The sequence below is a fragment of the Bacteroidota bacterium genome (assembly GCA_035506275.1).
In the GTDB taxonomy this organism is placed as follows: Bacteria; Bacteroidota; Ignavibacteria; order UBA10030; family UBA8401; genus JAGVPT01.
Genome location: DATJPT010000003.1, coordinates 1 through 12,880, shown reverse-complemented (window position 1 = coordinate 12,880; position 12,880 = coordinate 1). Strand labels below are relative to the sequence as shown.

The following is a 12,880-nucleotide window of genomic DNA, read 5'->3' as shown; positions in this document are numbered from 1 at the left end:
TGGTGAGCGAATAATTCCGACAGAATCAATGGGCATCCGACGAAATGGGAACAGAGCATTGTTCGCATTGGCACAGACTTCGGAGATAGCTGAACGGATAAATCCCGGAACTATGTCCGTCCCCCCACACGATCTGCAGCGCGTACTGCCCGACCGGGGCAGCTGAGGCAATCCGGAACTCTCCCTCCCTGAAAATAGGAAGAAGGGCTTTGTCTCGATTTTCTTCCCGTTCGATTTTGCATGAAGCGCACGGACAGGATGTCCGGAGATGCCGCAGCGTGTAGCGGCCGGCATGTCCGTCGTTCCAAGTGATCGAGAGGTCCTGCGTGGAGGTCTGTTGTACGCGAACTGGCTGCACGTTTCAATGTAGCCAATTTCGGAATAAAAAAAAAGGGGGCGGATTCAGTTCCTAAGTGAGAGTGCGAAACGCTACGGGAGATTGGTACTATTCCCCGTAGAAATTCCTCGGCCATTTGTGTTTCTTCAGTTCTTTCAGCAATTTTTCTGAAAGAACTTTGCCATCGGAAACCGCGGTGTTGGTCTCGACATTAGGAATGGTCCGCATCCCCGGGATGACGGTCGAGACGACCGGCCGCGAAAGGATAAAGCGCAGCGACAACTCAGCAAGCGTTTTCGCTTCGGGGCCGAGGAGAAGTTTCAATTTTTCGACGCGGTCGTAGACCTGCTGCTTTCTGTCTCCGCGGAAGTAATCATTCCGCCAATCCTCCTTCATAAAAACCGTGTCCGGCCTGATGCGTCCGGTGAGCCCTCCTTCGTCGAATGGAACGCGCGCTATGACGGCGATATTGTTCTTCTGGCAGAAGGGAAAAAGTTCTTCTTCAGGCGACTGGTCGAAGATGTTATAGATGACCTGGAACGAATCAACCAATCCGGTTCTGGCGGCCTTCAACGCCGACTCCGGCTCGTGGTCGTTGATGGAAATTCCGAACGCCCGGATCTTCCCGTCCGATTTCAACCGCCGAACCGTGTCCCAGATTTCTTCAACGTCTGCCCACTCATCGCTCCATACGTGAAATTGGAGAAGATCGATCCGTTCAACGCCGAGATTTTTCAAACTGAGGTTCGCCGACTCAATGATGTAATTCTTGGGAAACGCCTCGTTGAACGGAACTCCCGGCCGCGCAGGCCACTGACGGTTTTTCGGCGGCACTTTCGTTGCGATGAAAATCTTCCCTTTCATGCCCCGGTAGAGTTTGGAGAGAAGCCGCTCGCTGTGCCCGCCGCCGTACGCGAGCGCAGTGTCAAAAAAATTCACGCCGAGGTCGACCGCTTTCCGCAAGGCGTTCATCGCCTCTTTGTCGGTGGACCCTTTCCACATGTCTGCACCGATTCCCCAAGCGCCGAAACCGATCTCGGAAACATTGATGCCAATTTTACCTAACGGACGAAATTTCATAGCGGGGCTCCAAAGAACATTGTCTTGCGGATGTTGGAGGACGGAAAGCGAAGGAAACGGCTTATTTCTCGAACGGGTTCTTCATCTTCGGCTTTGGCCGCATCGCTTTGTACATATCGTAGAGAGACTCGAGGCGGCGCTGAGACAGCTCGTCGAGATCTTCATCATCTTTATCGCGCTTGACGAACATTTCAAAGTCGGAAGCATCCTTCCCTTTCATGAAGCGGGAATAATCTTTCAGCTCGCCGATCATCGCATGTTGTTCAACGCGGGTCATGAGTCGTTCCCTTGCACAGAACCATTGGCAGCTCAGGCATTCATGCCTTAGGCGATAGGCCAGACAGGAATGTCCGACCTACGCAAAACTGCATTTCAACAAAGACAAGGCTTTTGCTTATTCATCGCCGAAATTGATACCGACGGCGCGGGCTGATTTCACGATCTCCCCGTCGACGGGAACGAGGCGCTGGTGCGCGATCGCCTCTGCGATCGGAACTGCGGTAATATGGAGGCCGCGGAGGCTGACCATATGTGCAAATTTTCCGTGCATAGCAAGTTCGACCGCTTTGGTGCCGTAGCGCGTCGCAAGAATTCTGTCGTAGGCTGTCGGGCTTCCTCCGCGCTGGAGATGTCCGAGCACCGTCACGCGGGATTCCAATCCGGTCTCTGTCGTGATCCGCCGCGATACGTGTTCGCCGATGCCGCCGAAGCGAACAGGGTCGGTGCGCTTGATGTCCGTTTCTTTCACCACCACTTCCTCATCCGCCGCTTTCGCGCCTTCCGCAACGCAAACGATGCTGAAGCGATTGCCGCGAGTTCCTCGTTCGATGACTTTTTCAAACACGGAGCTCCACTTGAACGGGATCTCGGGAATAAGAATGATATCCGCTCCGCCGGCAAGCCCTGCCTGCAGCGCGATCCATCCCGCATAGCGCCCCATCACTTCGATGACCATCACCCGATGATGCGCCGAGCCGGTGGTATGAAGACGGTCGATCGCTTCCGTCGCGATTGACAGAGCTGTATCAAAGCCGAACGTCTGGTCGGTCGCCTCGAGGTCATTGTCGATCGTTTTCGGGACGCCGATGATGTTCATCCCCATTTCCCCCAGCTTGTTGGAGATGTGCATCGTGCCGTCGCCGCCGATCGCGATCAGGCAGTCGAGCCCCCATCCTTTATAGTGTTTCAGCGTTCGCGCCGATGCATCGACGATCTCAATTCCGTCATTTCCCTCCGTCGGATAATGGAATGGGTCCCCTTTGTTCGATGTGCCGAGGATCGTCCCTCCCAGACCGATGATCCCTGAGATCTCCCTCCGGGAGATTTCGTGCATTTTCCCTTCCACAAAACCTTCAAAACCGTCTTCAATGCCGACGACCGTCAATGCGTGATCATTGATCGCTGACTTGCCAACGCCCCGGATCACAGCATTAAGTCCGGGGCAGTCGCCTCCTCCGGTGAGAATTCCAACTCGCTTCACTTTCTTTTCAGCCACGTATAATCCTTCATTTTTAATTGAACAGGTATTTCTTTTTCAAGCTTTAATGTACGGAATTTATCGGACATCGTAAAGGGGAAATGAGGCAGGGAGCGTTCTCGTTTGACCACTGATTTTTTGAATGCTTTCAGCGGTCAACCCGGATGAAACATACTCGGCATCCAGCTTTGTCCAAGCGCGGCGAATGCCGGGGCTTCCCTTCGGGAGAATCCATGACACTGTGCTGCGATGATGGCAGGATCCTTCATCAGCAACGCCTGCGGGTTCCACGATCCGTAATGTCATCGAATTTCTCTTATTTTATGGACACATCGATCTGATTCTGGGAGTCCTGCGTCTTCACACTCAACCGTTGGAGTGATAGGTCATAGACCCAGCCCTCATTCGCGCCTGCCAGGGACGGCACTTCTGCAATTCGTTTTCCGCTCAACGTCACTGAAGCCGGCTTCTGTGAAACGCCGTTGACCGCGAAAACAACGGAACGTTGGCCGGGAACAAACTCCCCTTCTGCGGCAGAACGTGTGATCGCAATTTCTCCCCCCTGGACGGCGGCCTTTATACCGACAGTTCTGTATTTTCCTTTTTGATAGTCGAAGCTGATTCCATCATCCTCGTAGCATATGCCTTTCGCTTCGCTGGAAGGAAAAATTTCGAATGTCAGCGGATCGGCAGGTGCCTGGTCGGTGTATTGAATCACCTGCTGCATCGGCACAACGGCGCCCGCGCGGATGAAGATAGGCATCTCGTCGAGTGGAGCGTTTGCGTCGATCCATTTTCCCCCTGTCACTTTCTCCCTTGTCCAGAAATCGTACCAATCCCCTTTCGGCAAATACATATACCGTGTCTTCGCGCCAGCTTCCAGCACCGGAGAGATCAGAATATTCTCTCCGACCATAAACTGCGTGTCGATGCGGTAGGTCGTTTTATCATCGGGAAATTCGAGCACAAGCGGCCGCATGATCGGCACGCCGGAGACAGACGCCTTATAGAATTCAGTGTAGAGAAACGGCAGCAGTTGATACCGGAGTTCGATGAATTTCTTATTGATCTTCTCGTACGCTTCGCCGTATGCCCAAGGCTCCTTGTTGATGCTTCCGCGCACGGAGTGCGAGCGGCAAAGCGGAAGAAAGACGCCGTACTGCAGCCAGCGGGTGTACATTTCGCCCGTCGGCGTGCCGATGAATCCTCCAATGTCCGGGCCGACGAACGATTGTCCGGACAATCCGAAATTCAGGCACATCGGGATCGCCATCGCGACATGTTCCCAGCTGCTCACGTTGTCGCCGGTCCATGCCGCCGAGTAACGCTGCGTGCCTGCGTAACCGGCACGCGTCAACACGAACGGCCGTTCGTTCGGATCAAGCCGGCGCAGTCCTTCGTACGTCCCGCGGGCCATCTGCATGCCGAACACATTATGGATCTCAGCGTGAGTGCGGACCTCTCCGTCGACATTATGGCGAACATCGACCGGAAACGTCTTCGTCGGCACATCGAAGACCGACGGCTCGTTCATATCATTCCAAAATCCTTTGACCCCGGTATTCACGAGATCCTTATAGAGCGTCCCCCACCAAGCACGGGCCTGCGAATTTGCAAAATCGGGAAAGGCGCAATCACCGGGCCAAACGGGGCCGATGAACAGCGTGCTGTCGGGGTTGAGGACGAAATGCTTCCCTTTCAATCCCTCCTTAAAAACCCAATACGACGAATCCTGTTTGATGCCCGGGTCGATGATCGTAACGATCTTGAACCCATCGGCCTTCAGGTCAGAGATCATTTTCTTGGGGTCGGGGAAATTTTTGTTGTTCCAGGTGAAGCAGCGGAAGCCGTCCATGTAATCGATGTCGAGATAGATGACATCGCACGGGATTTCGCGCTTGCGAAAATTCTCTGCGATCTCGCGCACTCTCGATTCGGGATAATAACTCCAGCGGCATTGCTGGTACCCGATCGACCACTTTGGCGGAAGGTTCATGCGCCCTGTCAGTTCGGTGAAGCGTTCGATCACCTTCTTCGGACTCGGACCATAGAAAAAATAATAATCGATCATTCCCCCCTCCGCGCCGAATGAATAATACCGTTCGGATTCTTTCCCCATGTCGAACGAGCTGCGGAAGGTATTATCGAAGAATATCCCGTAGAACTTTCCGTTCTTCATGCCGAGAAAGAACGGTATCGTCTGGTAGATTGGGTCGGTGCCCGCGGTATATGCGGGGATGTCGAAGTTCCAATTCGTCATTGCCAGCCCGCGCCGGTCGAGTTTGCCGGTCTTTTCGCCGAAGCCGTAATAGAATTCGTTCTCCGGCATCGTCTTCCAAACGTGGACCTGATCGCCGTCCCACGCCATTCCTTTGGACGAGTCGTCTTGATTGATGATCTCTCCATCCGGTGCAAGAAAAGTGATTCTCAGCGGGGATTTCGAAATTTTGACGGTAAGATCCTTCAGTGTGAGGGTAATGCTTTTTTGGTCCTGGACAAATTGATGAGCAGGGAGATCCCATTTCTCTTTCGCGACAGCCCATGATCCGAGTTCTTTAGAAGCGCTGCCGCGCACCACGCGGACGCGCACCATGTCGTCGGCGAACGGAGTGATCTGGACCTCCGCCTCGCCGCAGTTCACGACGAGCTGTTGGTCGGAGTTCAGCACAAGTTGCGCATCCCCGATGGTTTTCCATCCGGCAGTAACGGTTGTGAGTGCCATGCCAAAAAGTCCCGCGATTAAGAGATGAAACTTCATTGAAATGATCTCCGCATGTTCATGCCGATGCACTTACTCATTTTCCTTCTTTCATCACTGCGTCAAGCACGATTTGATTTTTCAATCCGGTGCTGCCCGGCGCATACGGCTCTGTCCCCTCTATTATTGCGGTGGAAAATCTGGTGATCTGCTCTATATAAAGATTGGGCACAACGACCTCTTCAATGGCGGGCGGCTGTTCTTTTCCATCAATCCCCATCGTCGTTCGGAGGGAAATCGTGGCATTGTTTTGAGTAAAGCCGTATGCCGATATGATTCCCTTTGTCCCGATAAATTCAATGAATGTCCTTCGCAGGGGTGCAGCGAACGAGCAGTAGATGGAAGCAAGAGTTCCCCGCGAGAACCGCAGAATAATATTGGCGCTTTCTTCCGTTTTTTTTGCGGTCGGACGAGGCGACAGATCGCTTTTGACCGAAACGACTTCATCGTTCAAGATGAACCGGAGCGTGTCGAGGCCGTGGACTCCGATATCATAGACAGGACCGCCGCCGGCGAGTTTTCGGTCCAGGAGCCAGGTTCGATGGCTGATCTTGCCGTCGTAGACAAAATCCGCTCGCGCCGCAGTAATGTCGCCGATCATTCCCGACTGGACGATGTCGCGCATGCGGCGAACCAATGGCGAGAGCCTCAGCATGTGTCCGACCATAAGCTTCACTCGGTGCTGCTTGCAGGCGGCAATCATTTTCCGGGCCTCCGCAGCATTCATTGCCATCGGCTTTTCGACAAGCACGTGCTTCTTCGCGCGGGCTGCGGCGATCGCCGACGGAGCGTGAAATGCGTTCGCGGAAACGATGTAGACCGCATCGACGTCATTGTGTGCGACCAATTTTTCCACAGAGTCGAAGGCCAGTGGAATGCTGAGCTCTTTGGCTTTGGCATTTGCAGCGGCCATCGAGCGCTTTTGGATCGCGATCAATTCTGAATTGGATGATGCCCGGATCGCCGGCGCGATGGCGCGCTCTGCAAACAGCCCTAATCCGAGAATGCCATAGCGAATTTTAGACGGTGAGGATTTCATGTGATGGAAGGAAAAATGTCCGGCTGATGAAGATCAGGAAGTTTGTTGACAGATTGAATTCTCGGGAAACAATATCAGGAAAAAGGGGTAGAGAATCAATAACGGAGAGAACGAACGAAGTTTCATATTGAAGGCCGGTTTGGAAGAAGACATTCAGCTTCCAAGAAATACTTGCGTACACTACGCAAGAATCTGTATATTCATCTTGCTCTGTAATCAACCCTTGCTGCCACTCGGCCCGATCCACCATTATGATCATCGCCAAACAAGTCGCCGTCTCAATTCTCATCGCCATGTCGATGAGCGCTTCATTATTCACGATTCAGGCACAGGAATACACACGGGGCGTCGGCATTTACCCCGGGGAGGTTAATGCTGATTTCTCTCCGTCAATGAAAATCGACGCAATGAATTATCGGAATCTCGCGCTGCATCGTCCGGCGTACCAATCGAGCAGCTACGATTTCAATTGCACGGCGCAGCTCATTACCGACGGTATAAAAGAGACGAAACTGCCGGGATGGGTTATTGTCACCACAAGCAGTGAAGGGCCTTTGAAAAGGAACGAGCGCGGGTGGGTGATCGACAGGAATCCGATGACGCGAAAAAATGTGGATGGCGGAAATGCCTGGATTCAGATCGAGCTTGCAGGAAACAGCCTCATACCAGACATCGACAGTATTTATCTCACCGGCAACCTTCTCGTTGACAGTCTCCCGGTAAGGCATTGGGAAATTTCCGTAACCGGCTCGAACGACGGAAAAAATTGGCGGCAGATAGGCATGGTAAGCGGCGATTCATTGCCCGGCGACTCCCTTACCGGCTACTGGCGGAGAGTCTCCCCTCCGAACCTGCGGTCGTTCAGTTATTCGATCAAACCAACCTCAACCGCTCATTTCAGCTTTTATCGTCTCAACATGATCTCACCGAACGTAAAGAGCTGGTCGGTAGGAGAAATCGGGATGCTGCGCAACCGCAAACATGCAGAGATTGGCGGACCATACAGCTTCACCAGTGCATGGATGAGTCGCAGTGTACAGGATGAATGGGTCTATGTCGATCTTGGCGCAGAATGTACGTTTGATCGAGTCGTATTGAGCTGGATACGCCGGGCCACAGTCGGAACGATCCAATCATCCGACGATGCCGCAAGCTGGAATGACATAGCGGCGATCCCTCAACATTCTGAGAACAATGAGACCGACGACATCAAACTCGTTTCATCAGTCAAGGGAAGATACGTCAGAGTGATGATGAAGCAAGCGGAGTCCGCCGACGGATATATTCTGAGCGAGATGGAAGTTTTTGGCACCGGCGGACCGGTTCCTGTTGCACATCCTTCCGCGTCAGCAGCAAAAAATGGAAGAGTCGATCTTGCAGGAGGGGGATGGAGACTCCAGCGCGAATCGTTAGTGAGGGGAGACGGCGAATCGCTTTCCAAAACGGGTGTCGATGATCATGACTGGATGATCGCGACTGTTCCGGGGACAGTGCTTGTGAGTTATTTGAACGACGGCGCTCTCCCCGATCCGAACTTTGCCGACAACCAGCTTCTCATTTCCGATTCATTCTTTTGGTCTGACTTTTGGTATCGGGATGAATTTATTCCCCCCTCTTCCACTCAGGGGCAGAAGACTTTTCTCAATTTTAATGGAATTAACTGGAAGGCAGAAGTCTATCTGAACGGGAGAAAACTCGGATCGATCGAAGGAGCATTTACGCGGGCACAATTTGATGTCACTGACATTATTCACCCGGGAGAAAAAAATGTCATAGCTGTTCGTGTCAAGAAAAACGACACGCCAGGATTTGTAAAGGAGCAGACGAAACTCAGCCACGATGCCAACGGCGGCGAACTCGGCGCCGACAATCCAACGTTTCACGCCTCTATCGGGTGGGATTGGATCCCGACCATCCGGGGACGGGAGATCGGGATTTGGAGTGACGTCTATCTCACGACAACCGGTGCAGTGACGATCGAAAACCCGTTCGTTTCGACCACTCTGCCTCTTCCCGATACATCATCGGCCGATGTAAACGTCGAAGTAACTCTCCGCAATCATACAGCCAAAGAACAAGAAGGGACAATACAGGGAAGCGTTGGCGACGCAAAATTCGAACAGGTGATTCTACTGAATCCATCGGAATCAAAAACGGTACATTTCAATTCATCGGTATGTCCTTCCCTCCACTTGAGAAATCCAAAACTCTGGTGGCCGAACGGATACGGCGAACAGAGTCTTTACGATGTGAAACTGGAATTCACGACCGCGGACAAAAGTGTATCGGATTCGCAATCGTTCAAAACAGGGCTCAGACAAATGACCTATTCCGAAGACGGCGATGTTTTGAAGATCTGGGTCAACGGAAGACGTTTTATCGGACGAGGGGGAAATTGGGGATTTTCCGAGTCGATGCTTCGTTATCGGGCGAGAGAATACGACGTAGCAGTGCGGTATCATAAAGAAATGAATTTCACGATGATCCGGAACTGGGTTGGCCAAATTGGCGACGATGCCTTTTACGATGCCTGCGACAAGTACGGCATCATGGTCTGGCAGGATTTTTGGCTTGCCAATCCGTTGGACGGTCCCGACCCGAACGATAACGGGATGTTCATGCGGAATGTCGTCGATTTTGTAAAGCGCATCCGCAATCATCCTTCGATCGGATTATATTGCGGACGGAACGAAGGGAATCCGCCGCAGCCGATCGATTCAGCGAACAGAGCGTTGTTGCCGCAGCTGCATCCCGGCCTTCATTATGTTTCGAGCTCTTCTTTCGGCCCGGTGAGCGGGGGCGGGCCGTACCGTGCTATGCCGTTGAAATTCTATTTTGAAAAAAGAGCGACGGAGAAACTGCACAGCGAAATAGGCATGCCGAATATGGTTTCATACGAGAGCCTGACGCAAATGCTTCCGGACTCAACATTGTGGCCGATCGGAAGGATGTGGGGCGTTCATGATTTCAACCTTGAAAGCGCGCAGTATGGTTTGTCCTTCATCCAAGAAATTACCGATCACTTCGGTCCTGTTGACAACGTGAAAGATTGGCTCATGCTGGCCCAGTGGGTGAACTACCAGGGATACAGGGGAATGTTCGAAGCGCAGAGCAGGAACAGGATGGGTGTGTTGTTGTGGATGAGTCATTCGGCATGGCCTTCGATGGTCTGGGATACCTACGACTACTATTTTGAGCCCACTGCCGCATATTTTGGATGCAGGAAGGCGAATGAGCCGCTCCATATTCAATGGAATGCGCTGACCGACAGCATCGAGGTTGTGAATTACAGCCTTGAGAATGGAGCCGGACTCACAGCGACGATGCAATTGATCAATCTCGACGGCTCAGTGAAACAAGAAAAGACAACAAGGCTTGATTGTTCAGAGGATCAGACTGTCCGCTGCTATAAGCTCGAATATCCCGAAGGGCTCAGCTCCACATATTTCATCAGGCTCAAGCTTTCACGAGGCTCAAATGTGATTTCGGAGAATCTCTACTGGCGCGGAGTAAAGGAAGATGACTTGAAAGCCGTTCGAGGATTGCCAAAAGTAAAGCTGCGAGCAGATACAAAAGCCGTGAAAGAAGGCAGCGGATGGCGTCTGACTACAGAGATCGGAAACGCCAATGCACAGCCGGCATTAATGATAAAATTAAAAGCTGTCAGGTCGGCAAGCCGCGACCGCATTCTGCCGGCGATCTTCAGCGATAACTATTTCTCGTTGATGCCGGGCGAGAAACGGACGATCACTATAGAGATTGAGGATGCCGACACGCGCGGCGAGAAACCCGACGTTGAAATTGAAGGGTTCAACATCCAATAGCAGGAATCGTTGTATTGCCACAATGACACTAAGCCGGTAAGACGAGTTAGAAAAGTTTTAGATATTTTCTCGTGATTTTGGGCTTTCATGGCAGCCAACAAAAAATTCGGGCCCTATCGATCCAGCGGACTCAGAACGGCGAGCCCCCCCTTATTGAGGACGTGAGTATAGATCATCGTTGTCTGCAGATTCTGGTGTCCGAGCAGTTCCTGCACAGTACGGATATCATACCCTTGTTCGAGCAAATGCGTTGCAAACGAGTGCCTGAATGAGTGGCAACTGCCATTCTTCCGGGGGCAGGTGAGGGTGATCGCTTCCTTCACCGCTCTTTGCACAGCGCTTTCATCGAGATGATGGCGCATTTTTTTCTTGGTGCGGGGATCGACCGAGAGTTTCGAAGCGGGGAAAACGTATTGCCAGGCAATTTCTTTTCCCGCGCCCGGATATTTTCTCGCGAGCGCATCCGGCAACATAACCTCCCCTTCCCCGTGCATCAAATCACGCTCGTGCAAGATCGTTACCATTCTTAAATGGAGCTTCAGTTCTTCTTTGATTTTTTCGGGGAGAGGGACGATGCGGTCTTTATTTCTTTTCGCTTCCCTCACAATGATAAGTCCCCTTCCGAAGTCGATATCCTTGACCCTGAGCTTAAGGCACTCCTGCAGACGGAAGCCTGACCCGTAGAGCAGGCTAGCGATCAATTTATTTGTCCCGTGCAGCCGTGCGAGGATAGCCTGCATTTCTTCTCTTGTAAAGACGACAGGAAGCCGGCGAGGCCGGTTAGCACGCACGACGTCTGCAACATTGCCAAGCTCACGTCCGAAGATTGTTCTATAGAGGAAAAGAAGTGCATTGAACGCCTGATTTTGTGTTGATGCAGAGACCTTTCCGATAACAGCGAGATTAGAGAGGAACGCCTCAACTTCTTTCTCCCCCATTTCGCGCGGATGTCGTTTATGATGAAAGAGGATAAATCGTTTGATCCAATAAAGATATGCTTGTTCAGTTCGCATGCTGAAGTGCCGAAGCCGCATACGGGACCGAACCTGGTCGAGCAATTTTCCTTTTTCCATTGGACTCCCCCTTTGTGAAGTTGCATTTTACAGCGGAATGCAGTAGTTTTGCGGTTGTAACAATGGGAAGATAGTAAAACTCACAGAAAAAAGCGAGGGGGCATGCAATATCCTTCCGGGCAATCCCCCACTATTATAGTATACTGCGGGGAGCAGTCTATGTAATCAAATCAGGGCACATACCTGCTTCGCACAATCTAAACATAGTTAGAACGCACAACATGCTGTATCGATTTTCGAACAATTAGCGGACATTGCAGCCAGATGCTCATAACACAGCACTAAAGAATGAAAGACACAATTACTACACTTGGCGTGTCTGACGTTTTAGACAATGGCCCCTTCTACCACGGGACGAAAGCGGATTTGCGGGTTGGCGATCTGCTGACAGCTGGGTTCAATTCAAATTACAACCCAGAGGTTATAATGAATCACATTTATTTTACAGCCTTGGTAAATGGCGCGGGACTTGCTGCGGCCTTGGCCAAAGGCGAAGGACGCGAACGTGTCTATATCGTCGAACCGACTGGGATTTTTGAAAATGACCCGAACGTTACCGACAAAAAATTCCCGGGTAATCCGACACGATCATATCGCACCAAAGCTCCATTGAAAATTGTTGGCGAAGTTACAGATTGGGTAAGACAAACACCTGAGGAACTCCAAAAATGGCGCGACAAGTTGGCGAATGTCAAACCCCATTCTAGAGGAGAAATTATCAATTAGTTCCCGAGCTGCCAATGCCCAGCCCGATGTGTGCGTTCTAACCAGGCGCTGAAGCTGCGGATAAAACAGTCTGCGTCTACGCCGCGCGGCAGTTGGCCGCAACGAAACTTGATTCTGGAACATCCGCGCACCGAACTACATGGCGCCATCAGTTCGCCGCCGTCAGCTTAGCGCCGGTCCGTTAGGCGGTTGGCACAAATCAAGAAACTCTCGATAGCGTTCAAATGACAAATTACGCGATCATCTTCCTTACCCTCATAGCCTTTTGTGGATGCAACAGGTCGGAGGTCACATCTCCACCAATGGCAGTTGGCGTTACTCTTGCATTTTCCTCTGGATTTCAAGGAGACTCGCTAATTTGTAAATGTGACACCACAACCTTCGGCGAATGCCGCGCATACAGTGACAGTCTCTTTATGACGGCTGGATATCAATTTATAGCAACGGAAGGAATGCATAGGCTCACCTTGATCTTGCCTCTTGAACACGCCCAAGCGGATACGGTCTTCTGGGTTTGGAGGAATCTTCTGATAACAATAGAGGCGCACCTAGATCGAAAAACTATG

General features: G+C 51.8%; 12 protein-coding genes. 3 read left to right on the top strand and 9 right to left on the bottom strand.

The features are described from left to right. Positions 1-25: 25 nt before the first annotated feature. The 8 genes from VMF88_01350 to VMF88_01315 all read right to left on the bottom strand — a co-directional run bounded on the left by VMF88_01350 (position 26) and on the right by VMF88_01315 (position 7,010). A complete protein-coding gene (locus tag VMF88_01350; GenBank protein ID HTY09691.1) occupies positions 26-358 on the bottom strand; it encodes a DUF971 domain-containing protein in 333 nt (110 codons plus the stop codon). Between the two features lie 87 nt (positions 359-445). After that, positions 446-1,417 (bottom strand): aldo/keto reductase, encoded by a 972-nt coding sequence (locus VMF88_01345; protein HTY09690.1) that lies wholly within the window; start codon positions 1,415-1,417, stop codon positions 446-448. Positions 1,418-1,478: 61 nt separating this feature from the next. Further along, positions 1,479-1,694, bottom strand: coding sequence for a hypothetical protein (locus VMF88_01340; protein HTY09689.1), 216 nt, complete (start codon positions 1,692-1,694; stop codon positions 1,479-1,481). 117 nt (positions 1,695-1,811) lie between these two features. After that, positions 1,812-2,912, bottom strand: coding sequence for an ATP-dependent 6-phosphofructokinase (locus VMF88_01335; GenBank protein ID HTY09688.1), 1,101 nt, complete (start codon positions 2,910-2,912; stop codon positions 1,812-1,814). Between the two features lie 60 nt (positions 2,913-2,972). Continuing rightward, positions 2,973-3,200 (bottom strand): hypothetical protein, encoded by a 228-nt coding sequence (locus VMF88_01330; protein HTY09687.1) that lies wholly within the window; start codon positions 3,198-3,200, stop codon positions 2,973-2,975. 10 nt (positions 3,201-3,210) lie between these two features. Beyond that, the gene (locus VMF88_01325) at positions 3,211-5,616 is read right to left on the bottom strand and encodes a glycoside hydrolase family 31 protein (GenBank protein HTY09686.1); all 2,406 of its coding nucleotides are present in this window, start codon (positions 5,614-5,616) and stop codon (positions 3,211-3,213) included. Positions 5,617-5,689: 73 nt separating this feature from the next. Next, positions 5,690-6,691 carry a Gfo/Idh/MocA family oxidoreductase gene (locus VMF88_01320; protein HTY09685.1) on the bottom strand — a complete coding sequence of 334 codons (1,002 nt, stop codon included), beginning with the start codon at positions 6,689-6,691 and terminating at the stop codon, positions 5,690-5,692. Then, positions 6,672-7,010, bottom strand: a complete 339-nt coding sequence (locus VMF88_01315) for a hypothetical protein (GenBank protein HTY09684.1) — start codon at positions 7,008-7,010, stop codon at positions 6,672-6,674. Before VMF88_01315 ends, VMF88_01320 begins: the two co-directional genes overlap by 20 nt. On the opposite strand from VMF88_01315, the gene VMF88_01310 reads away from it, so the two are divergent. Beyond that, the gene (locus VMF88_01310) at positions 6,991-10,515 is read left to right on the top strand and encodes a discoidin domain-containing protein (protein ID HTY09683.1); all 3,525 of its coding nucleotides are present in this window, start codon (positions 6,991-6,993) and stop codon (positions 10,513-10,515) included. The genes VMF88_01315 and VMF88_01310 overlap by 20 nt on opposite strands. A 113-nt stretch (positions 10,516-10,628) precedes the next feature. Here the strand turns inward: VMF88_01310 and VMF88_01305 are convergent, their stop codons facing one another. After that, the gene (locus tag VMF88_01305; GenBank protein HTY09682.1) at positions 10,629-11,588 is read right to left on the bottom strand and encodes an integron integrase; all 960 of its coding nucleotides are present in this window, start codon (positions 11,586-11,588) and stop codon (positions 10,629-10,631) included. A gap of 288 nt (positions 11,589-11,876) precedes the next feature. Between VMF88_01305 and arr the strand changes: the two genes are divergently transcribed. Both arr and VMF88_01295 read left to right on the top strand, forming a co-directional pair. Next, positions 11,877-12,314: an NAD(+)--rifampin ADP-ribosyltransferase gene (gene arr / locus VMF88_01300; GenBank protein HTY09681.1), complete on the top strand. Its 438-nt coding sequence runs from the start codon at positions 11,877-11,879 to the stop codon at positions 12,312-12,314. A gap of 302 nt (positions 12,315-12,616) precedes the next feature. Next, positions 12,617-12,880, top strand: a 264-nt coding sequence (locus VMF88_01295) for a hypothetical protein (GenBank protein HTY09680.1), incomplete at its 3' end; no start/stop codon positions are given.